20 protein-coding genes are annotated in these 20,385 nt (G+C 61.3%); 8 read left to right on the forward strand and 12 right to left on the reverse strand.

Annotated elements, in window-relative coordinates:
- Nucleotides 1-1,130: 1,130 nt before the first annotated feature.
- Nucleotides 1,131-2,447: a tetratricopeptide repeat protein gene (locus tag ACLGL5_RS04520; protein ID WP_051726817.1), complete on the reverse strand. Its 1,317-nt coding sequence runs from the start codon at nt 2,445-2,447 to the stop codon at nt 1,131-1,133.
- 475 nt (nt 2,448-2,922) lie between these two features.
- Here ACLGL5_RS04520 and ACLGL5_RS04525 point away from each other — a divergent pair, with 475 nt between their 5' ends.
- Nucleotides 2,923-4,257 carry a WD40/YVTN/BNR-like repeat-containing protein gene (locus ACLGL5_RS04525; protein WP_069090414.1) on the forward strand — a complete coding sequence of 445 codons (1,335 nt, stop codon included), beginning with the start codon at nt 2,923-2,925 and terminating at the stop codon, nt 4,255-4,257.
- Between the two features lie 177 nt (nt 4,258-4,434).
- Here the strand turns inward: ACLGL5_RS04525 and ACLGL5_RS04530 are convergent, their stop codons facing one another.
- A complete protein-coding gene (locus ACLGL5_RS04530; RefSeq protein ID WP_069090415.1) occupies nt 4,435-4,836 on the reverse strand; it encodes an oleate hydratase in 402 nt (133 codons plus the stop codon).
- On the opposite strand from ACLGL5_RS04530, the gene ACLGL5_RS04535 reads away from it, so the two are divergent.
- The 4 genes from ACLGL5_RS04535 to ACLGL5_RS04550 all read left to right on the forward strand — a co-directional run bounded on the left by ACLGL5_RS04535 (nt 4,780) and on the right by ACLGL5_RS04550 (nt 7,000).
- A complete protein-coding gene (locus tag ACLGL5_RS04535) occupies nt 4,780-5,397 on the forward strand; it encodes an oleate hydratase (RefSeq protein WP_038647168.1) in 618 nt (205 codons plus the stop codon). The two genes, ACLGL5_RS04530 and ACLGL5_RS04535, sit on opposite strands and share 57 nt — an antisense overlap.
- 508 nt (nt 5,398-5,905) lie before the next feature.
- The gene (locus tag ACLGL5_RS04540; protein ID WP_038647170.1) at nt 5,906-6,115 is read left to right on the forward strand and encodes a hypothetical protein; all 210 of its coding nucleotides are present in this window, start codon (nt 5,906-5,908) and stop codon (nt 6,113-6,115) included.
- 78 nt (nt 6,116-6,193) lie between these two features.
- Nucleotides 6,194-6,538 carry a hypothetical protein gene (locus ACLGL5_RS04545; protein ID WP_141700872.1) on the forward strand — a complete coding sequence of 115 codons (345 nt, stop codon included), beginning with the start codon at nt 6,194-6,196 and terminating at the stop codon, nt 6,536-6,538.
- A 129-nt stretch (nt 6,539-6,667) separates the two neighbouring features.
- Nucleotides 6,668-7,000 carry a hypothetical protein gene (locus ACLGL5_RS04550; RefSeq protein ID WP_141700873.1) on the forward strand — a complete coding sequence of 111 codons (333 nt, stop codon included), beginning with the start codon at nt 6,668-6,670 and terminating at the stop codon, nt 6,998-7,000.
- A 364-nt stretch (nt 7,001-7,364) separates the two neighbouring features.
- Here the strand turns inward: ACLGL5_RS04550 and ACLGL5_RS04555 are convergent, their stop codons facing one another.
- Both ACLGL5_RS04555 and ACLGL5_RS04560 read right to left on the reverse strand, forming a co-directional pair.
- Nucleotides 7,365-7,703 carry a hypothetical protein gene (locus ACLGL5_RS04555; protein ID WP_038647176.1) on the reverse strand — a complete coding sequence of 113 codons (339 nt, stop codon included), beginning with the start codon at nt 7,701-7,703 and terminating at the stop codon, nt 7,365-7,367.
- Complete coding sequence (locus ACLGL5_RS04560; protein ID WP_240565022.1) at nt 7,700-8,212, reverse strand: hypothetical protein; 513 nt, start codon at nt 8,210-8,212, stop codon at nt 7,700-7,702. The genes ACLGL5_RS04555 and ACLGL5_RS04560 overlap by 4 nt, the downstream gene beginning before the upstream one ends.
- Nucleotides 8,213-8,281: 69 nt before the next feature.
- Between ACLGL5_RS04560 and ACLGL5_RS04565 the strand changes: the two genes are divergently transcribed.
- A complete protein-coding gene (locus tag ACLGL5_RS04565) occupies nt 8,282-8,533 on the forward strand; it encodes a 3'-5' exonuclease (RefSeq protein WP_494372945.1) in 252 nt (83 codons plus the stop codon).
- Between the two features lie 241 nt (nt 8,534-8,774).
- On the opposite strand, the gene ACLGL5_RS04570 is transcribed toward ACLGL5_RS04565, so the two are convergent.
- The 4 genes from ACLGL5_RS04570 to recQ all read right to left on the reverse strand — a co-directional run bounded on the left by ACLGL5_RS04570 (nt 8,775) and on the right by recQ (nt 13,568).
- Nucleotides 8,775-9,659: a hypothetical protein gene (locus ACLGL5_RS04570; protein ID WP_069090417.1), complete on the reverse strand. Its 885-nt coding sequence runs from the start codon at nt 9,657-9,659 to the stop codon at nt 8,775-8,777.
- A gap of 29 nt (nt 9,660-9,688) precedes the next feature.
- Nucleotides 9,689-9,811 carry a hypothetical protein gene (locus ACLGL5_RS04575; protein ID WP_276315473.1) on the reverse strand — a complete coding sequence of 41 codons (123 nt, stop codon included), beginning with the start codon at nt 9,809-9,811 and terminating at the stop codon, nt 9,689-9,691.
- A gap of 1,082 nt (nt 9,812-10,893) precedes the next feature.
- Nucleotides 10,894-11,157 (reverse strand): PilZ domain-containing protein, encoded by a 264-nt coding sequence (locus ACLGL5_RS04580; protein WP_081295926.1) that lies wholly within the window; start codon nt 11,155-11,157, stop codon nt 10,894-10,896.
- Between the two features lie 575 nt (nt 11,158-11,732).
- Nucleotides 11,733-13,568 (reverse strand): DNA helicase RecQ, encoded by a 1,836-nt coding sequence (gene recQ / locus ACLGL5_RS04585; RefSeq protein WP_069090418.1) that lies wholly within the window; start codon nt 13,566-13,568, stop codon nt 11,733-11,735.
- 255 nt (nt 13,569-13,823) lie between these two features.
- On the opposite strand from recQ, the gene ACLGL5_RS04590 reads away from it, so the two are divergent.
- Complete coding sequence (locus ACLGL5_RS04590) at nt 13,824-15,245, forward strand: coniferyl aldehyde dehydrogenase (RefSeq protein ID WP_069090419.1); 1,422 nt, start codon at nt 13,824-13,826, stop codon at nt 15,243-15,245.
- A gap of 255 nt (nt 15,246-15,500) precedes the next feature.
- On the opposite strand, the gene ACLGL5_RS04595 is transcribed toward ACLGL5_RS04590, so the two are convergent.
- From ACLGL5_RS04595 to uxaC, 3 genes are read right to left on the reverse strand one after another with little or no spacing between them, the layout of a single operon-like run.
- Nucleotides 15,501-15,860: a cupin domain-containing protein gene (locus tag ACLGL5_RS04595; RefSeq protein WP_069093210.1), complete on the reverse strand. Its 360-nt coding sequence runs from the start codon at nt 15,858-15,860 to the stop codon at nt 15,501-15,503.
- 10 nt (nt 15,861-15,870) lie between these two features.
- Nucleotides 15,871-16,647, reverse strand: a complete 777-nt coding sequence (gene kduD / locus ACLGL5_RS04600; RefSeq protein WP_069090420.1) for a 2-dehydro-3-deoxy-D-gluconate 5-dehydrogenase KduD — start codon at nt 16,645-16,647, stop codon at nt 15,871-15,873.
- A gap of 57 nt (nt 16,648-16,704) precedes the next feature.
- A complete protein-coding gene (uxaC, locus tag ACLGL5_RS04605; RefSeq protein WP_069090421.1) occupies nt 16,705-18,114 on the reverse strand; it encodes a glucuronate isomerase in 1,410 nt (469 codons plus the stop codon).
- Nucleotides 18,115-18,252: 138 nt separating this feature from the next.
- On the opposite strand from uxaC, the gene ACLGL5_RS04610 reads away from it, so the two are divergent.
- Nucleotides 18,253-19,752: a mannitol dehydrogenase family protein gene (locus tag ACLGL5_RS04610; RefSeq protein ID WP_069090422.1), complete on the forward strand. Its 1,500-nt coding sequence runs from the start codon at nt 18,253-18,255 to the stop codon at nt 19,750-19,752.
- A gap of 53 nt (nt 19,753-19,805) precedes the next feature.
- Here ACLGL5_RS04610 and ACLGL5_RS04615 read toward each other — a convergent pair whose 3' ends face one another.
- A complete protein-coding gene (locus ACLGL5_RS04615) occupies nt 19,806-20,213 on the reverse strand; it encodes a F0F1 ATP synthase subunit epsilon (protein ID WP_010912151.1) in 408 nt (135 codons plus the stop codon).
- Nucleotides 20,214-20,385: the final 172 nt, after the last annotated feature.

Below are 20,385 nucleotides of genomic sequence, written 5' to 3' on the forward strand. Positions count from 1 at the left end.
TGCCCCGCAAAGGGTTACAAGGGCTTCAGCCCGCCAATACCCTGTCCAGTGTGAATCACGGAGTGCAGACGGATGGTAGCGCGGAGCTTCTTCGATGATTTGAGACTAATGCACAGGATCGGTTGCTTAAAGTTCTTGTAACCCTTAATGGCGCAATCGCAGGCTGGGCACATTTCCCGCGAGGTTCGTGAAGCTTGCAGTCCCGTTCCATCTTGCAGGGATGGTTCTGAGAGGGCCTTTGCAGCTTTCGCTGACACATCCCGAAAGGACCAGTCCAAGCGCAGCAAAGGCGAGATATTTCATCATCTTTAACTCCTGACCAACATTGCGTGGGCGCTTGTCGGACGTGGCCGGAGCGGTGGATTTGTCCCATATCAAGAATTGCTAAAATTCCAAAGCTGCCGTTTCGTGCAAATTTCTCGCGCTTTAATTTCGGTCAACGCATATCCAACTGGTATTATTACGTTCACTGACATGATCTTTTAGGTGGACAAAAGAACCGCTGGGAGAAATGTCGCGTTTAAGTCGTCTCTTTTATCAGTAGTGGCGATCTCATTGGTATCGCCGGCAGCGCATAAACTACGGAAAGATGCAAATCGGCCGCGCCTATTCGGTAGGCGCGAAATTTTGCGCTGCCAAACAACTTATTCTTCTGTGCCAGCAAAAAAGGCAGCACGGCCGAGTGGGCGAATAATACGAACAATAATGAGCACTGGCGACCAGCAACCCATTACCTACCCAGGGGCAAGTCTTGACGGCCCACCAATCGGCGCTGTTTCATCGGTCACTCGCGCCGAGTGACCACAACAACTGATTTCGAAGTCACCCAAGCGCAACCCAAATGGCGGATCTCGACGCTGGAGCGGTCGGATTTAACGCCATCCACCTCGCATCCAGCAGCGCTGCGCAAATGACCATCGCAGAAATGATAAAGACCGTTCGCATTTCCCTCCGGATCGCTGACAAACGCACTGCTCTCCTGGCTTCTCCGGGATACCCAAACCGTTTTCCGCCGGCCTCTCCGGCGCCCGCTCCTTGATACGCGTCAATCGGAGCTGCAGGGAATTGAAAGACGAATCGGCCGATGGCCGCTAAGGACTCAGGCTCCATCGGCCAACCGAGTACCGTTTCTATTCCTGGCCCGGCCTCCACGCTGCCGCACGCCGTTCCGCATACACGACCTGGTTCGGCGTCAGTGCCACGGTTAGTTTCTTGAGCAGTTCCTCTGCGAGCTTCCGCTCGTCAGCGTCCGTAGCTCGCCAAAGCCCGAGCTTGAGCCAGATATAGGCGCGAACCGGATTCGACTGCACGCCGTCGCCTTCCTGACACCTCTTCCCGAAGCTAATCTGCGCCATCGGTAATCCCTGGTCGGCCGCGCGGCGCAGCCACTTCATTCCCTCGGCGGCATCCTTCTCAACGCCGTCTCCTGAGAAGTAGAGTCCGGCAAGCCGGTACTGCGCCTCCGGAACACCTTGCTCGGCAGACAGGCGGAACCAGTGGGCGGCCAGCGCTGCGTCACGCGGCAGGCCGCCTTTGCCTTCCGCGTACATCGCGGCGAGATTGTTCTGGGCTCCTGGATGGCCTTTCTCCGCGGCAACGCGAAACCCCTTTGCGGCATCGACAAACTGGCCGTTTAGCTGGAAATGCAAAGCCAAGCCGAACTGCGCCTGGACCGATCCCGCGTCGGCAGCTGCCGTGTAGCGCTCGACCGTTGCGGCATCACTTGGCCTGTCGATCCAAAGGCTGCGAACGAATGAGTCGGCCTCCGGCTCGAGGCTTTTCATCAACGAGACTGCGGGTGGCTCATCCTTGACGAACCACTCCGAAAAACTGAGGTCGATCACTTCATCGGGATGCAGAAGATCCAGGCAGAGAAAGCCGATCGTTTCGTACGTTACCACATTGCCCGAGAACAGCTTGTTGTTCCGTTCATCGAACTCCAGGTCATAGCGGACGCATTGCGTTCCCAGACTGTCGTCCCGCTCAGCGCGGCCGCGTTTCAACGTGGCCCCGGGCAGCCGCTTCAGCGTCAGCCGGGTTTTGCCGGAAAGCTGGACAACGCTGATTCCGCCCGCGCCTATCCATTTCTTGGCGAAACTCGTCAGCTGCGCGATCGAGTTCGGCACACCGCCATCAACCTCATCCGGACGCGCCCACATCAAGAAGCCATGGGTACGATCCCGCGCCCTCGGCGGACGTTCCCAGCCGGTCTCGCTTTCCCAGCCGCTCTCTCTCCAATAGAGCAAAGCCCAGTTGCCGGCGTTGAGAGAAGCCCGGCACCACCGGTCCCCAACGGGCGGCTGCACCGAAAATCCTCGTAGCCAGATGCGATCGGGGTAGATTACGGGGCATGATGGCCTCGCCTGCGCGTTCTCCGCAGACATGCACTGCTGGGTGGCCCCCAACAAAAGCAGGGCCGCCGCCACGAATCCAATCCGGGCATCCATGAGTGGGTCCCTTCCGGTTGTCGCCGCGACAATCCTGCCTCTCCGATGCCGGCGCCTTGACGCGGGTCAAATCGCGCGGCGCCAGGCATCCCGACGAGGATCAGGAAAATGGACGCCAACATGGAAGCTGCCCCGATGTCATGAGCAGCACCGTCGCCAAAGGAAGGATCCCATAGGGGGTCAATGCGTTGTTATCCCCGACCGGCGGCAGCACCCAGAAGCCCCGCAGTCAGATACGGTAGATGACCGGGCATGATGGCGTCGCCCGCGCGTTCTCCGCAGACATATGCGCTCCGGAACAGTATCCGACACAAGCAGGGCAGCCAGTAGAAGTCTGACTGCGGCATTCATGGTGCAAGTAGTCTCCGGTTTGCGGCGGCTATCCTGCCGAACCTTGGCTCCACTTCATTGACGTGAATCAATCACCCGCGCGCAAAAAAAGAGCAGCATGCGTCGTTTGGTGGGAGATCAGTCAATGTCTCGTCTGACAAACGCTTCATTCGCACGTATCGCGTCTATCATTCTCATGTTGACCTCAAGCAACGCCCATGCGGGCGAGCCGAAGCCCTGCGTTTCCCAGCCGCAATCGAGCGCCGACGCCGCGATCGGCAGCTGGGTGCAGGCGACACTGTTCGATGCAGCGCGAAGAAAGCGCCCCTGGGGACCAGCCGAGGCGGCGGCGGCCACCATGCAGCAGCGCAAGTCGGACCTGGCGACAATGCGCGAGACCGCACATGAGACGCTGGCTCGCTTTGGCGCATTGTCGAAACAGCAGCAGGCGGAGGTCCTCGCTGCGGCTGCGCCGGCCCTTGAGAAACTGAAGCCGCAGAGCGAGCGGGACCAGGAGTATCTGCATGCGATCCAGTTCAATGGTTCAGCGCTAGGATGGGCAATGGACTGGAACGGACGCTTCCACAGGACGTCCGATGGAGGGGTGACCTGGACCGACACCCGGCTGGTTGACGCGTGGGTGCCCGGTCTCACGCCCGAAGACGGGATGTTTCGAAGCATGCATTTTGCCGATGACCGGTTCGGCCTGATTGTCGGTCCGGCAGGTATTCTCGAGTCCCGAGACGGAGGTGAGAACTGGGAGACATCTCCGCTCGCATATTTTCACGTTCCGGATGCCGTATTCTGCGATGCGGCACGCACTTGCTGGGTCGCCGGCGACGAGCCAAATGCAATCTACCGTCGTGAAATCTCTCAATGGGCATGGTCGCCACAAAGCACGCCAGCGGCAAGTCCGATCAATGCAATCCAGTTTGTCGGATCGAACGGGTGGGCGGTCAGTCTTGGCGGGGAGATTGCCGGAACCACTGACGCCGGCGAGAATTGGACCTTGCTGTTTCACGACGCTAGCAAGCGCTTCCGCGCCATCCATTTCGTCGATCAGCGAACCGGCTGGGTTGTGGGCAACGATGCCCTCGTAATGCGCACGGACGACGGCGGAAAGACCTGGCACCAGCAGACGATACAGCTTCCACCTCACTTTCCAGTCGACGAAGTCAGGCTCAATGCGGTTAGATTTGCCGACAGCTCGCACGGCTGGGCAGCCGGCCTACACGGGATGATATTCGCCACCACGGATGGCGGAGAATGCTGGCACCTCCAGCGCTTCGAAGGGATTCCGCAGAACTGGCTGACGATCTATTCGCTCGCCATCACGGCTGGACCGACGATCTGGGCATCGGGCAACTCAGGCAACATTCTCGTATCTACCGACAACGGAAAGTTCTGGTTTCCGGTCCATGGCCTGGCAGTTCCGGTCTTTGAAGAGCTCAGACGCGCGATGGACCGTATGGCCAAGTGAGGAAATGTGCCGTTGCGCAGGAAGGGTACTCGTTTTTTCGACGTTGAGCATGCTTAAAGACGAGCGCAAGGTAATCCAGAGGCTGGATCGATGAAGGCCCATATCGTCGGTGGCGGCTTTGGAGGACTGGCAGCGGCCGGCTATCTCATCCGCCACGCCGGCGTGCCCGTCCCGACATCACGATCTACGAGGCCGATGCCCAGATGGGCGGCGGCTTTTTTCTGGGCGGCGACGCGCAGAGCGGGTACAACGCTTCCAGAGCGCCCAGGAGCGTCCTTCGCGCTGCCGCGGCGGCGGCGCGGTCATCGACCCGACTGACATGTCGACGGCCTGCGATCCGAAGGTCAGCAATACGATGTCCTCCGGCGCCACCACAATCGAGGTCGCCATGCCGTCCCATTCATAATCCAGCTGGATGACGGTGATATGGTCGAGCGACGGTGCGAGGCCGACGTCGCGGACGTCGAGGAATTCCGTGCCAGTCGTCGTGACCGTGAAGCTCACCCAGTGCGAGTTGGGCACATGCGCATCGCCGAAGAACGCGGCGGGATTGCCGAACTCCGGGCGCGCATCCGCCATGCGCTAACGGGCAGAGAGACAGGACGCGGCGGGCTGGTGAGCCTGATCGACTCGCCCTGGGTCCTGTCGCTTTCGGTCTTCCATCAGCCCGAAATCATCGGCCAGCCGGACGGCACCTACCTTTGGTGGGGCTACGGCCTGCTTCCGGAAATGACCGGGAAATACGTGCAGAAGCGCATGGACCAATGCACCGGCAAAGAGATCCTGGAGGAAGTGCTGCGGCAACTGCAGTTCGATCGGAACCGTGACCGGATCATTGAAACGTCAATCTACATCCCATGCGATCTACCCTACGCAAACAACATCTGGATGCCGCACTCCGACCGCCCTCCTCCGGTTCCGAAGGGCGCGACCAATCTCGGTCTCCTTGGCCAGTACGTAGAGCTGTCGCGCGACGTGGCGTTCACCATTGAGTATTCCGCTCGCGCGGCATGGGAAGCGATCTACATCCTTCTCAAACGCGGCCCGGCACCTCCGCCGGTCTACCAGGCTCGATCCGATCCGAAGGCGCTGCTCGCCGCGCTGAAGGTGTTTGTGTGTCCGAGGTCGGCACGGCCGTAAGGTCCGATGTCGGAGAAGATACCGCTACGGACTCTCGTTCGCATTCTGAAGTGCGGGCTGGCCCCCTCGCTGGCCCCCAGCTAGCAGCCGCAGTCCTCTAGCCGTTCCATCGACGACAAGATGGAAGTCAAGTTCGGCATGTTGCGGTCTACTAACGCCGTGCGGGCAGGTACAAGGCGGAGGAGACACGATTAAACTTTAGCAGATTTGATATTCGACAAATTCGCCGCTCCTGCGACATGCGACAAGCGATCGCATGTGTTGTCGACAGTCGGGAGTTACACATGAAAGTCCTCGTCCTATCCGCACTCGGCCTGACGCTTTGCGGATGCGTGAGCGAAAGCTGCTATGGCCCCCCTCCAAACCATGCCTATAAGACAGAACTCGGGTGTAAGCGACATGAACCGCTAGGGAAGTTCGACCCCAACTGCGACTGTCCCGTGAAGGGCTACAAGGGGTTCAAGCAGCCAATCCCGTGCCCTGTTTGAGATGACGCAAGGCCGCTCGAATGGTCGCGCGCGAATTCCTCTCTTCAGTTTCGCTTGAGGACGTGAGGATGATGCAGAGGGTTTTTAACCAGCTCCGCGGGAAGCTCGGGTACGCACCCAAGTCGTACAAGGCTGAGGTTCTGACGCTGGACATCGTCAACGAGTTCAAGGCTGGGAACGTGCAAGAAGATCAGCTGCTCGCCAAGCTGGTCGCCAAACACGCGCAGTAGCGGGGCGTTTGCTGCTTCTCTTCTTATAAGTCGAAAAAAAGGCGCATACCGTTAGAATTGGTGGCGAGCGAGGGGAAAATGAGACTGTCCTCTATCATTTCAGCAATGGTCATCTCTACGACGCTCGCCGGGTGCGTGTCGGAGGAGAACGGCTATCGGCAAGGACAGGAGCTTTTGCGCGGCAGCCCTGCCATGAAGCGCTATGCCATCGACGAGTGCTACCGCCACATAAGGCCGACCTTGGCCGGCCACGACGCCGAGTGGGCGAGAAACATGGCGAAAAGCCTCAACGTCCGGGCCGGAAGCAATATCGCAAGAATCTGGTGCACGCGAGCAGTCAACGGTATCGCCAGTGGCCGCGTAACCTCCGAGGACATGAGGACACTAAGCCCGCGGTTTATTCGCCTCATGCAAGGCAGGTAGCTTGTCACCCTCCATATCGCCAAGACATCGCTCGTTGCGCTCTTCAGATGCCGCATGCGGGGCGGAACGGGTCACGATGTCGTGGACGCCGATTCAAAGCAACTCGTGTCGACGGCAAGGGAGAGGAAAATGGGACTGGTCTCTATCGTTTCAGCGATCGTCATTTCTGCGGCGTTGGCCGGGTGCGAGTCAGAGGAGAGCTTCTATCCGAAAGAGCAGGAGTTCTTGCGCGGCAGCCCTGCAATGAGGCGCGACGCCATCGACGGCTGCTACCGCGAGTCAAATCGATGGTCAGCCGACCACAAGGTCTTCTGGGCGAAGAAGATGAATGTCAGTCCGAGAAGCAATGTCGCAAGAATTTATTGCACGCGCTTCATCAACGGTATCGCCAATGGCCGCCTGAGCTACGAGGACATCGTAACACACAGCCCGCAGGACACGCGAGTGATGCAAGGCCGATAGCACCGCCGGTCCGCAGGGAAGCGCGGCGTCATCATTCGGACCGAAGCAATCGACCGAAGGCGTATGGCGGGCAGAAACATTCGCGACACGTTGCTCAAGCAACGTGTCGCTCAGTTGGGGCATATCTGTGGCCGTGATGCGGAGCGCCAGACCCGAAGGCTTCTGGCTTCGGATCGCAGAATGTTTCGCTCCGTTCGACCTCAACGTGTCTGCGGGAACACTTCATGTTGTGACCCAGAACATCGGCGGCCGGGCGTGACACTGAAGTTCAACCTCAATCGAGGGCGCAGCGCCGTAGCCGCTCGTGAATCGACCATGGCGGAAATAGCTAAGTTTCCAACCTGGCCGAAAGCGCCCTGGCCGACTACTTTGCTTTCCGGTTTCCACCAAACAACTTCTTCACGCAGTAGTCGCGAGCCTGAGCGTGCAGTGAAGGCGCGACGGATTTGGAATTGGACGCCTGCTCGATGGTCAGTTTCCGGGCAAAATAACTGCCTGCGCAGTCGCAGTACTCGCGTCGCTCGCGATTCTTGCCGCCAAGGCTCTCGATCATCGACTTGATGTGCGGTCCTGTCATGCATCCGACGGAGAAGTCCCTCGCGAACTCCGCCCGCTCCGAAGAGTTGAGAGGGCGCGCCTGCGATGCTGAGGCCAGTGACGCCAACAAGCCTGCCAGCTCGAAAACAATAGCGAACCTGATCATTGACCGATCCTTGAACGATGAAACGCGATAGACGATCGAAAATAAAACTCGTCATCCTCCACTATGCGGGGGCGAAGCCGGGATGCATTGACCGACATCAAGATGTCGCGGATGGCCTGCGCGTCCGCAACGAGAGCCACGCTCTCGGGAAAACCTCGCTTCAGGATCTCCTCTCCGACGACCTCTGTCGCCTCGCGATGGCAATATTCCGCCTCGGAGCGACACGCCGCGCGCCTGCGGCCTGGCAGTTGGCCTCGTCCGAAGTTCTGGCGCTCCGGGCGGTCGTAGCCGACGACGACATCGGCGCGGCGAAGGTCGAGGCAGATCTGACCGCCTTCCTTGCCGCGCTTCGCGCCGAAATGGCGGCGACTGCTCCCTCTCGGAATAGTGCCGCTGACTTCGCGACGCGAGTCTTTGAATATCTCGATCTGGCAGCCATCGCCCGAACCTATGCCGAATACGGTGTCGGTGACCTCCTCCAAATCATCCTTGAGGCCTTCTGCCTGCATTTCTTCGCGTCGGCCGATGGCGCCCCCGACTGGACCGCATGTCTCGACGCCTTCGAGGGCGTCAACCAGATCCCGATGATGACCGTGCACAAAAGCAAGGGATTGGAATATGACACGATCGTGTTTGTTGGCCTCGATGACCAAGCCTGGTGGGCGCATGTTCCCGGAGATCCCGAGGGAGTAGCGGCCTTCTTCATCGCCCTCTCGCGCGCCAAGCAGCGCGCCATCTTCGCGTTCTGCCAGGAACGCGGTGCGCGCAACAATGTCGCCGAGCTCTACCAGCTCCTCACCGATGCCGGCGTGCCGGAGATCGCCATATGAGCGCGGCACCCAAGACCGTCGCACAGATTGAGGAAGACGGCGCCCGTGCGGCCTGGATCCTGGCTGCGCACCCCAAGTGCTCGCATCCTGGCTGTGCGTCGATCGCGCCAATGAAGTCGACCACATCCTCAGCGTCCGCAGTTTCCCCCACTTGCGGCTGGCTTGGTGCAATCTCCGGTCCTTCTGCAAGCCCCACCACAGCCAATGCACCGCGCGTGATCAGGGTTTCGCTCGCCCGAAGTCACCAAGGTACATCTAGACTTAAGTTGCGTTTCGCCTCCAGCTCTTCGATGGCCGGTGCCAGGTCTGCAACCATCGCCATGAAGCATCCAGCTAACTGGGTTAGGTAATCTATAGTGAGGCTGTCCAAGGTATTGCCATCAGCGTCACGGCCGTTTCGATGAACGCAATGGTGACGGTTTTGGACAGACAGAAGGACCAGGTCACGCATCACCTTTTCCTTTGGCAATAAATAATGGCCAATAGCTTTGTGTAGTATCCCGTTTAGAAACTCAAAGCGGTGGAACTGAGTCTGCCGAAGCTGCGCGATTACCGTGTCACGCACGAAGTTCGGTTCTGAGGCCACCTTTATCAGGGTCACGGTCTGCTTTTTCAGTTCAGGATGGCTTTCGACGATCGCTTTGGCGACTTTCAAATCATCGAAGGCGAGTTTGATAACAGCGTCCGAGAGGTACGCCTCGAGGATCGAAAACAGTTGGACGAGTAGCATTCGGTTGATGCCGGCTGCCCCGGATTTCCTATCGCCCATTCCGCGAAGTAGATTGAACCATTCGCCAATTGCCGCGTCGAATATCTCGCGAGGATGAGGCTCCGGCTCCATGTCCTCGAGCCAGTCGTCGTAGGAATAGTCGAGGCGTTCGATTTCGACCTTCGTCTTGGGATCGTCGGTTAGATGTGCTTCCCATCTTCCGAACAAATGAGCCGTGACAGTTACCGGAAACTCGTTCCCACAGGTCTCACATTCGAGCTCGATATCTCCGGTCGAGATCGCGTCGGCCGCAGACTCGGCAGTGAGGTCCGGAGCGGGCACTTCGTCAAGCCAGGCTTCCGCAGGCACCCCGCAGACGGGGCAATGCGCCACGACGTGGAATTCACCTTCGACCATCGGCCCTCCTAGCGTCCGTCGGCGGTAGCCTACAGCTTCTGCGTCATGCGCATATAGGGCGCGGCGATCTCCGGAAACTCATCGTAGAAGGCAGTCACGACTTTGAAATTTTGGTGGATCACCTGAGACCAGTCCTTCGATGCGTCGTCCATCGATGACATCGTGTGCCCCAACCGTAAATTGACCATCGCGCTGTACACTCGTGCATCTCACCACGTCATCACCAAACAGGAATTGGCCCAAGCCGAGACATTAATTTGATGGGTTCCAACCCGCTTTCCCTACGTGCCCCCCAGAAAGACCTGCGGATTTCCGAGAAGTTGTTCGATCGCCTCCTTCGTTTTGGCATAGAAATCGAAACGGCGATCAAAAAGGTCTAGGACTAGCTTCTCACGGGCGGTTCGCCACTGTCGATAAGCGACGATCCACAGCGGCCGCCACAAGTGCTGTTACTGTGCCACTGGACCCATGTGGGTAAACCCGCTGGTATCAATTCCCCCATCATCCCTTTGAGACTCAGTTTGGATAGTCCCCGGGGGAGGTCAAGCCAATGGGCAAGGCGGTTCGGGACCGCCGCCCCCCACAAAAAATATATCGGTCCGAAAATGGGAAACTGAAAAGTGACCTTTCAGCATGACGTCTGGAATGCCTTTCGCCTCGATCTTGTTGATGGAGCCCCGTCGATCGCACCTCGACGTAACTCCGCCTGTTGTGTGGTTTCGCAGGAAAGCAGCCAATCACATAGCGTACATCGGATGCCTGGGTTTGGCGGACTTAAGTCATTTCCGGCTAGCCAGTGGCCAAAGGATTCGTTTCGTTCGACGCTGCATTTGAATTCGGTGCCAAATCTCGACACATTCCTGCAGAAGCACTACTATGAGTGTCGTTTCTTCTGGCCACCTGTCGGCCGTCTTTCGATGCCCGATGCGACTAGGACGCGATGGACTGAAGTTGCTCCTATTCCAATCATCCTGGCAATCCGACTCTGCCCCAGGCCGCTCTCGTACAGCGATATTATCTCCTTTGAACGCTCTTTGATAACGCTAACGGTGCCGAGAGATCGCCTTAACACATTGATGTTCCACACGTTTTCAGGGTTCGTTGTTTTGCACCACTTCTCCCGCCACCAATGACCAATCGCATCGAGGATCGCGCACTCCGCGAGTGCTGATGACGCGATAAATTCGGCCAGTTGCCTGGGTTCCGTCGTCCGATTAGTCAATGGCGTCCTGTTTCAATGGATCTGTACGCCAAGCCGCTCGTTCTTCCTCCATCGCACCACCGCACGATATTCGACACCATCCGCAGGGACGTACAGGACGAACCGCTCGGGAACAACCACGCCCGGCTCCACCCGTAGCTCCGCACCATGAGCGTGCTGATTTCTGACGGAGCAAGCGATCGTCGTATCCTCCGTGATGATGGTTCCATCCTTTAGAACGGCCGCCCGGGGAAGTGAGCGTCGTTCGATTGGTGGATCATCGGGTTTGCCGCTCACCTTTTCATTCCTCCCGAAATCTTGTGGCGAAACGCATAAACTGGCCGCGACAATCGCGATTCAATTAGCATACACTAAAATGGTTCCGAAACTTTTATTGCGACGCGAGGTCGAGCGGTCGCGACGAAGGTATTTGGTCTCCCCGGCAACTGCACGGCGGCGACCTTCCTCGAAAAAGCAAGGGACGAGCTGAGGATGCGTTCTTGCCCGGCATCGAAATGCTGGCGCCCAATAGGCAAAAAGAGCCCGCCCGGAATGGGGACCAAGGGCGGGCCAAGAGGTGGCCAGGGATCATCCCAGCTTAGGTCAACGAGCGGCGGAGGGGTTGGTTGCTTTGCGCAAGCCGTCAAAGCATTCACGCTGGTTTGATTCCTTGTATTTTAGCTAACACGATGCTGGGCCGCTTTCTAACTAAAGTTCCAACACAAAATCCCGCCGCTCATTCACGGTAGCGGCGGGTTGATCTAGCTTTTTGGGCGCGATGTGCGGAAGGCGAATTGAGGGGCAAACGCCCGCCTGACCGTCGATGGCGTCGATCCAGATGTGACGATTGCTGCAGGATCTGGTTAGGGCTTTCAGACCGATCCTTCGGACCGGTGCGCGGCAATCGCCTTCAGAAAAATCTCCCCGAACTCCTTGAGCTTGGCCCCTCCCACGCCATTGACCTCGGCAAAGGCGTCGAGGTCGCGCGGGCGGCGTTCGGCCATGTCGATCAGCGTGCGGTCGGAGAACACCACATAGGCCGGCACCTGGCGTTCCTTGGCGAGGCGCAGCCGCAGGGATTTGAGCGTCGCCAGCAGCGAAGCATCGACGCCTTCGGCACCCGAACCCTCCGCGGCTCGCATCTTGCGCAAGGCGCGGCTGCGCATCTCGACACGATAGTGGAACGGGATCTCGCCACGGCCGAGCGCATGGCCTTTCTCGGCGATGGCGAGGCCGCCATGACCGCTCGGATCCGGCTCGAGGAAACCGCCGGCGACGAGCTGCCGGATCAGCGATTGCCAGAGATCCTTCTTGTGCGCCGCGCCGCTGCCGAAGCTGGCAAGCTTCTGGTGACCGCGGGCCACGATCTTCTCGGTCTCATGGCCGAGCAGGATATCGATGACATGGGCGGCGCCGAAGCGCTCGCCGCTCTGCGCGACCGCGGCCAGGATGATGCGTGCTTCCGCGCCGCCATCGGCGCGCGGCACCTGCTCGAGGCAGTTGTCACAATTGCCGCAGGGCTCGGCTTCTTCTCCGAAATAGCCAAGCAGCACCTGGCGGCGGCACTGCGCAGTCTCGCAATAGCCGATCAGGGTGTCGAGCCGGCGATGCGCGCCCTTCTTGTGCTCGACCGCAGCATCCTCGTCGTCGATGAACAGCCGCCGCATGCGGATGTCGCCAAGCCCATACAGCATATGCGCCTCGGCCTTGCGCCCGTCACGGCCGGCACGGCCGATCTCCTGATAATAGGCCTCCAGGCTGCCCGGCATGTCGGTGTGGAAGACATAGGCGACGTCGGGCTTGTCGATGCCCATGCCGAAGGCGATGGTTGCCACCATGACGACGCCGGACAGCGTCATGAAGGCGTTCTGATTGGCCTCGCGCGCGTCCTTGCTCATGCCGGCGTGATAGGCGAGCGCGGTGACGCCGTTCTTCTCGAGGAAGGCCGCCATCTCCTCCGTCTTCTTGCGCGACAGGCAGTAGACGATGCCGCTCTCGCCCGGGTGACGCTCGATGAAACGCAGCAATTGCCGCTTGCTGTCCTGTTTGGATTCGATGGCGAGCTTGATGTTTGGCCGGTCGAAACCCAGCACCAGCGTTTCGACCCGCTCGGCGAACAGCCGCGCCTCGATATCGCTGCGCGTGCTCTCGTCCGCCGTCGCCGTCACCGCGATGATCGGCACGTTGGGGAAGATGTGGCGCAGGCGCGACAAATCCTCATACTCAGGCCGGAACGCCGGACCCCATTGCGAGATGCAATGCGCCTCGTCGATGGCGATCAGGCTGATTTCGAGCCTGGAAAGCGCCTCGAGCATGCGCTCGGTCATCAGCCGTTCCGGCGCCAGATAGAGCAGCCGCGTCTGGCCTGATGCCACGCGTCGCCAGGCGGCGACATTGGCCTCCCGGTCGAGCGAGGAATTGATCGTATCGGCGCCAACGCCCGCCAGCCGCAAGGCCGCGACCTGATCCTGCATCAGCGCCACCAGCGGCGACACGACCAGGGTGAGCCCACCCATGACCAGCGCCGGCACCTGGTAGCAGAGCGATTTGCCCGCACCCGTCGGCATGACGGCCAGCACATGGCGCCCGCCGAGCAGCGCGTCCATGACATCTGCCTGGCCGGGGCGGAAATCGTCGAAGCCGAACACGTCCTTCAGGACGCGCTGCTTGGGATCCTCCGCCCGAACACTCGCTGCCTGTGCCGACATCAGGCGGACACCGGACGGGAAGCGATTTTTCGGGGATGGGAGAGGATGTGGGAATCGATCAAGATGCTCTCCGCGTGACGCTTTGGAGTAGCGCAGCCGCCCTCGGAACACAACCGGAACAGTCATCCCATGTTGACGGCGGACTGATTGGCAGCGGCTGGCGAAGGCACGCCTTCCCCTGCGACACCCGCACCCCTGCTGGATTCCTTCACGCGCCAGGATGTAAGCTTGGTCGGACGAGCCAGGGAGGGCGCGATGCTGCAGGTGAGACAGGATGTCCTGGGCGAACGGTTCCAGCTGCAACGCGCCGCCTTCGAAAAGCAGCCCTTTCCGGATCTAAGCGTTCGGAAAGACCGCCTGAAGCGCCTGTTGGCCCTGACCGAGCGGCATGAGGCCGACATTTGCGCCGCGATCGACGCCGACTTCGGCGGCCGCTCGGCGCATGAGACGCGCCTTGCGGAACTGTTTGTCGTGCGCGCCGGCATCCGCCACACACTGTCTCATCTGAGCGGCTGGATGCGCGAGCGTCGTGTCGCCACCACCTTGCCGTTCCTGCCGGGCCGCAATCGCCTCCTGCCGCAGCCGCTTGGTGTCGTCGGTATCGTCTCGCCGTGGAATTACCCCTTCCAGCTTGCCGTCGCGCCGGTCACGGCAGCGCTCGCCGCCGGCAACCGCGTGCTGGTCAAGCCGTCCGAACTGACGCCGGCCTTCTCGGCGCTGCTCGCCGGACTGGCCAGCGAACATTTTTCGCCCGACGAGTTGAGCGTCATCACCGGCGATGCCGAGATGGGCAAGGCTTTCGTCTCGATGCCGTTCGATCACCTGCTGTTCACCGGCTCGACCGCGGTCGGCCGACAGGTCGCGGTCGCCGCCGCCGCCAACCTGACCCCGGTCACGCTCGAACTCGGCGGCAAGTCGCCGGCGATCTTCGATCCCTCCTGCGATCTCGATGCGGCAACGGCCAGCATCGCCTATGGCAAGCTGCTCAATGCCGGGCAGACCTGCATCGCGCCGGACTATCTGCTGGTGCCCAAGGGACAGTCCGGCACGGTCGCCGCCAAGCTCGCTGCGGCGGTGGCGCGGCTCTATCCCACCTTGCGCGACAACCCCGACTATACCGCCATCATCAGCGACCGCCATTTTCAACGCCTGCGCGCCATGATCGCGGAAGCCCGCGATGCCGGTGCCGATGTCGTCGAAATCAACCCGGCCGGCGAAGACTTCGGCGCCACGAGCCGCAAGCTTTTGCCGACCCTGGTCAGCAATGCCGGCCCGGATTTGCGGCTGATGCGCGAGGAGATTTTCGGTCCGGTGCTGCCGATCGTCGAATACGCCGCCATCGACGAGGCGATCAGCCATGTGAACCAGGCCGACCGGCCGCTGGCGCTCTACTGGTTCGGCAAGGACAGCACCAACCGCAAGCGCATCCTGCGCGAGACCGCCGCCGGCGGCGTCACCATCAACGACTGCATGCTGCATCTGGTGCAGGAGAACCAGCCTTTCGGCGGCGTCGGCGCCAGCGGCATGGGCGCCTATCACGGCGAATGGGGGTTCCGCACCTTCAGCAAGGAGAAGCCGGTTTTCCTGCAGTCGCGCCTGAGCGCCGGCGCCCTGCTGCGCCCGCCCTACGGCAAGACGTTCGAGCGGCTTTTCGGCCTTCTCCGGCACATCACCTGACCCAGAGCAATTCCAGGAACCGCTCTGGGACAGCCATCGGTTGTACGGCGCATTAAGCTGATCTTCACCACGATGCGGCAGGCTTCACATCCTGCGGTCATGTCTTGAGTACCGCGGCGCCACAAGCGCCCAGGCAACAACCCGCGCCTCTTTTGGGGCGCGGGTCATTCGCCCGCACTCGATCGTCCAGTCTTGGCTAGGCAAATCATCGGCCAAAGCATGATGCCGAAAAGTGTGAAGCGGCTTCGGACGACATCACGGGCTATCTCTTTGATTTATAGCAAGAAAATCGGCACGGTGCGGCGTAAAGCTATCGACCAGCCGTCCCGCTTCCAGCGCCTTGACGCCGTGCACCAGGCCGGACGGCACGATGAAGCTGCCGCCGGCTTCAAGGATCGCCGTCCTCCCGTCGATGGTCACCTCGAAACGGCCTTCGGCGACATAGCTTGACTGGACATGCGGGTGCGAATGCAAGGCACCGACGCCGCCCTTGTCAAAGCCGAATTCGACCAGCATCAGCTCATCGGTGGAGAGGAGAACGCGCCGCCTGTTGCCGTCTGGCGTCGGAGTCCAGGCGCCCTCATCGGCATGCGCGAAGATCTTGGGCTTCGTCATCGTCCTCTCCTCATCGCGCCAGCCAGCCGCCATCCACCGGCACCGCCGCGCCGTGCATATAGTCGGAAGCCCGTGCCAGCAGGAAGACGGCGGCATCGCCAATGTCCGACGGCTCGCCCCACCGCCCCGCCGGAATGCGCCCGAGAATGGCGGCACTGCGGTCGGGGTCCGCGCGCAGCGCCTGCGTGTTGTTGGTCTCGACATAGCCCGGCGCGATGGCGTTGACGTTGATGCCCTTGGCCGCCCATTCGCAGGCGAGCAGCCGGGTGATGCCGAGCACGCCATGCTTGGAGGCGGTGTAGGAGGCGACGCGGATGCCGCCCTGGAAACTCAGCACCGAAGCGATGTTGACGATCTTGCCCCGGCGACCTTCGGCAAGCGCGCGCCTGGCGAAGGACTGGCAAAGCAGAAAGACCGTCTTCAAATTGACGTCCATGACGTCGTCCCAGTCGGTCTCGGCCAGATCGACGGCATCGGCGCGCCGGATGATCCCGGCATTGTTGACCAGCCCGTCGAGCGGCCCGCTTTCGTCCCACACCCGATCCAGCATCGGACCGGCGGCCGCCGTGTCGGCAAGGTCGGCGCTCACCGCCTCGAACCTGGCACCGATGGCCGCGACCTTGCTCGCCGTATCGTCCATCGACGAACGACCGACGCCGACCACCGCGCCGCCGGCGCGCGCGATCGAGAGGACGATGCCTTGTCCGATGCCGGTGTTGGCGCCGGTGACCAGGATGCGCTTGCCGGCCAGGCTGAAGGCGGAGAGATCGATGCCGGTGCTGTTCATGTCAGCCTGTCACGCTGATCCAACCACCGGCGCCGTTGAGATATTGGGCCGCCGCCATCAAAGCCGGTACGCCTTCTTCGCCAGCGTATAGGCCAAGTCCCGTGCCAGCTCATGCGCCTCGTCCTCGCGCAGCCGATGCTCGGCGACGAGGCGCGCGAGGAAAGCGCAGTCGACTCGCCGCGCCACGTCGTGGCGGGCCGGGATCGAGGGAAAGGCACGGGTGTCGTCGTTGAAGCCGACAGTGTTGTAGAAGCCGGCCGTTTCCGTCGTCATCTCGCGAAACCGGCGCATGCCTTCCGGACTGTCATGGAACCACCAGGCGGGGCCAAGCTTCAGCGCCGGGTAGACACCGGCCAGCGGCGCCAGCTCGCGCGCGTAACTGCTTTCGTCGAGCGTGAAGAGAATAACCGTCAGCTCACGCTCCAGCCCGACGCAATCGAGCAGCGGCTTCAGCGCCGTCACATAGTCGGTCCGCATCGGGATATCGAAACCCTTGTCGCGGCCGAACCTCTGGAAGACAGAAGGCGAATGATTGCGCCAGGAACCGGGATGGATCTGCAGCACCAGCCCGTCATCCCGGCTCATCTTGGCCATCTCGGTCAGCATCTGGGCGCGGAACAGTTTGCGCTCGCGCTCATCCTCCGAGCCGCGGCGGATGCGGTTGAACAGCTCCTGCGCCGCCGCGTCGGAAAGATTGGCGGTCTCCGCCGTCGGGTGGCCATGATCCGACGAGGTCGCGCCATAATCCTTGAAGAAGGCGCGCCGCTGCCGATGCGCGTCGAGATAGCCGGCCCAGCTGCCGGTGTCGCAGCCGGTGATCTCGCCAAGCCGGTCGAGATTGGCCGAAAAGCCTTCGAAATCGGGGTCGATGACCGCGTCCGGCCGATAGGCGGTGACGACGCGGCCTTCCCAGCCGCTGTCGCGGATCATCTTATGCCATTTGAGATCGTCGAGCGCGCCTTCGGTCGTGGCGATGACCTCGATGTTGAAGCGCTCGAACAGGGCGCGCGGGCGGAAATTCTCCCACTGCAGCACCGTCGCGATCGTGTCGTAGTGGCGGTCGGCCGTCGTGGCATCCAGCGGCTCTTCGATGCCGAACAGATGCGCCAGCACATGGTCGAACCACAGCCGGGTCGGCGTGGCGCGAAACAGGTAATAGTGCTCGGCAAAGCGCCGCCAGATCGTCCTGCCGTCGGTCTCCACCGGCGCGCCATCCAGGCTGACCACGCCGAGATCCTCCAGCCGCACGCCCTGGCTGAACAGCATGCGGAAGATGTAGTGGTCGGGCACGATGAGCAGTTGCGCTGGATCCGGGAACGGCTCGTTCAGCGCATACCAGCGCGGATCGGTGTGGCCGTGCGGGCTGACGATGGGAAGGTCCTTGATGCCGGCGTAAAGGCCGCGGGCAAGCGAGCGCGAATGCGCTTCGGGCGGAAACAGCAGGTCCGGATCGGTCAGCGCGACCATGGGGAAAGCGGCTCCTCCAGTCTGGATACCGGTACGTTCGGGCCTAGGCGATGTCAATGTGCGTCGGCAAAGCGGCATCCTTGCGGCAGGCTCGAACAGGTGTTACCCCGCCTGTCATCCACAGCCCCCAGCCCCGGTATGCTGATGACCAGAAGCCATCTATCCGACGCCACGCTCCACAAGCTGCCCGCCGGGACCAAAATCCCTGCTTATGACCGCGGCCGCGTTGCTCCAGGCATCGTGCATCTCGGCGTCGGCGCCTTCCATCGCGCCCATCAGGCCGCCTATGTCGACGAGTGCCTGGCGGCGGGCGAAACGGGCTGGGGCATCGTCGGCGTCTCCTTGCGCAGCCCCGATACGCGCGACGCGCTGTCGCCGCAGGACGGGCTCTACACGCTGGCGATCCGCAGCAGTGGCGAGGAGGAGTTGCGCGTCATCGGCTCTATCCAGTCGATGCTGGTGGCGCCGGAAGATCCGGGCGCTGTGCTGGCCGCGCTGACCGATCCGCGCACCCGCATCGTCACGCTGACCATCACCGAAAAAGCCTATCTCAGGGCCGCGGGCGGCGGATTGGACACCGCCCATCCCGACATCATCCACGATCTGGCCAATCCGCAAATGCCGAGGACGGCGCATGGCTTCCTCGCCGAGGCGGTTACCCGCAGACTGGCCACCGGCACCCCGCCCTTCACCGTGCTGTGCTGCGACAACCTGCCTGCCAACGGCGCCACGCTGCACCGGCTGCTGACCGAATTCGCTGCGTTGCGCGACGGCAGCCTCTCCGCAGCAGGCGACACCGGAATCGCCGACCATATCGCAAACCAGGTCGCCTTCCCGTCGAGCATGGTCGATCGCATCGTACCGGCAACCACCGACGCCGACCGGACACGCATTGCCGGCGAACTCGGTGTCGACGATGCTTGGCCGGTGATGACCGAGCCATTCCGCCAATGGGTGGTCGAAGACAATTTCTCCGCCGGCAGGCCGGACTGGGAAAAGTTCGGCGTCACCATGGTCGGCGATGTCGGCCCCTTCGAGGACATGAAGCTCAGGCTGCTCAACGGCGCGCATTCAGGCATCGCCTATCTCGGCCTGCTCAGCGGCCATGCCACCGTCGACCGCGCTTTCGCCGATCCGGCGATCCGGCGATTTGTCGACGGGCTCTGGGCCGAGGCCATCCCGACATTGCCTGAAGATGCCGGATTGGATACGGCGACCTACACAGCCGAGCTTGCCGAGCGTTTTTCAAACACCGCGCTCGCCCACCGCACGGCGCAGATCGCCAATGATGGCAGCCAGAAACTGCCGCAGCGCATCATCGCTTCCGCCATCGAGTGCCTCGAAGCCGGCACCGAGTTCGTGCATCTCACGCTGGTGGTGGCGGCCTGGATCGCCGCCTGCGCCGCGCGCGGAAAAACCTTGCCTGAAAACCATTTCACCGATCCGCTCGATGCGGCGCTGACGGCACTTTTGGACCAGCAATTGCCGGCGAACGAAACCGTAACGGCCGTGTTCGACCTGGCCGGCTTTGCCAGGGATCACGCCGAACGCCAGACGTTGATCGAGCTCACGGCGGTGCATCTGGTGCATTTGCGGCGGGACGGTCCGATTCTGGCCTTCGCCGCCTTGGGCATCTAAACGAAAAAAGCGAGGCAAAGCCCCGCTTTTCATCAAGTCATCTGATGCGGATTTCAGGCCGGAAGAATCGCGCCTTCCAGCGTGGTCAGCTGGCTGAGGAACTGCTCGGCCTTGCTGCGCGCCTGGTCGTCCTTGGCGTCGGCTGCATCTTCCTTGGCTTCCTGGATGCGGCGGGCGAGATCGGCCCGGTCGACATCTTTCACCGCGACAGCTGATTCCGCCAGCAGCGTACAGCCGGCTGGGACGATGTCGGCGAAACCGCCGAACACGACATAGCGTTCTTCGCCGCCCGAGGCGGTCTTCACCGTGACGACACCCGGCTTGATCGTGGTCATGACCGGCGCGTGATGCGCCATCACGGTCATCTCGCCTTCGGCGCCCGGAATGACGACGGATTCGACCTGCTCGGAAACCAGCAGGCGTTCCGGCGAGACCAGTTCGAATTTGAAAGCTTCAGCCATTATCGTATCCGTTCAACCCATTCGGGCGGCACCCACGCAAAATGTATGGTTGCCGATTGGCTCAGAGCGTTGGAGATCTCCAACTGACCGAGTTCCTCGTGCCACTCCTCCACAGTCCACTCCCGACCGATGAGGGTGTTTAGCTCTGCGACGTCCTCTTCTGGAAGACCAG

The sequence above is a fragment of the Mesorhizobium sp. U510 genome (assembly GCF_059180695.1).

Bases quoted from the DNA above. Each gene is read 5' to 3' on its own strand.
- ACLGL5_RS04520 (WP_051726817.1), bottom strand. From the start codon at position 2,447: ATGGATGCCCGGATTGGATTCGTGGCGGCGGCCCTGCTTTTGTTGGGG.
- ACLGL5_RS04525 (WP_069090414.1), top strand. From the start codon at position 2,923: ATGTCTCGTCTGACAAACGCTTCATTCGCACGTATCGCGTCTATCATT.
- ACLGL5_RS04535 (WP_038647168.1), top strand. From the start codon at position 4,780: ATGCGCATCGCCGAAGAACGCGGCGGGATTGCCGAACTCCGGGCGCGC.
- ACLGL5_RS04530 (WP_069090415.1), bottom strand. From the start codon at position 4,836: ATGGCGGATGCGCGCCCGGAGTTCGGCAATCCCGCCGCGTTCTTCGGC.
- ACLGL5_RS04540 (WP_038647170.1), top strand. From the start codon at position 5,906: ATGGTCGCGCGCGAATTCCTCTCTTCAGTTTCGCTTGAGGACGTGAGG.
- ACLGL5_RS04545 (WP_141700872.1), top strand. From the start codon at position 6,194: ATGAGACTGTCCTCTATCATTTCAGCAATGGTCATCTCTACGACGCTC.
- ACLGL5_RS04550 (WP_141700873.1), top strand. From the start codon at position 6,668: ATGGGACTGGTCTCTATCGTTTCAGCGATCGTCATTTCTGCGGCGTTG.
- ACLGL5_RS04555 (WP_038647176.1), bottom strand. From the start codon at position 7,703: ATGATCAGGTTCGCTATTGTTTTCGAGCTGGCAGGCTTGTTGGCGTCA.
- ACLGL5_RS04560 (WP_240565022.1), bottom strand. From the start codon at position 8,212: ATGCAGGCAGAAGGCCTCAAGGATGATTTGGAGGAGGTCACCGACACC.
- ACLGL5_RS04570 (WP_069090417.1), bottom strand. From the start codon at position 9,659: ATGGTCGAAGGTGAATTCCACGTCGTGGCGCATTGCCCCGTCTGCGGG.
- ACLGL5_RS04575 (WP_276315473.1), bottom strand. From the start codon at position 9,811: ATGGACGACGCATCGAAGGACTGGTCTCAGGTGATCCACCAAAATTTC.
- recQ (WP_069090418.1), bottom strand. From the start codon at position 13,568: ATGTCGGCACAGGCAGCGAGTGTTCGGGCGGAGGATCCCAAGCAGCGC.
- ACLGL5_RS04590 (WP_069090419.1), top strand. From the start codon at position 13,824: ATGCTGCAGGTGAGACAGGATGTCCTGGGCGAACGGTTCCAGCTGCAA.
- ACLGL5_RS04595 (WP_069093210.1), bottom strand. From the start codon at position 15,860: ATGACGAAGCCCAAGATCTTCGCGCATGCCGATGAGGGCGCCTGGACT.
- kduD (WP_069090420.1), bottom strand. From the start codon at position 16,647: ATGAACAGCACCGGCATCGATCTCTCCGCCTTCAGCCTGGCCGGCAAG.
- uxaC (WP_069090421.1), bottom strand. From the start codon at position 18,114: ATGGTCGCGCTGACCGATCCGGACCTGCTGTTTCCGCCCGAAGCGCAT.
- ACLGL5_RS04610 (WP_069090422.1), top strand. From the start codon at position 18,253: ATGCTGATGACCAGAAGCCATCTATCCGACGCCACGCTCCACAAGCTG.
- ACLGL5_RS04615 (WP_010912151.1), bottom strand. From the start codon at position 20,213: ATGGCTGAAGCTTTCAAATTCGAACTGGTCTCGCCGGAACGCCTGCTG.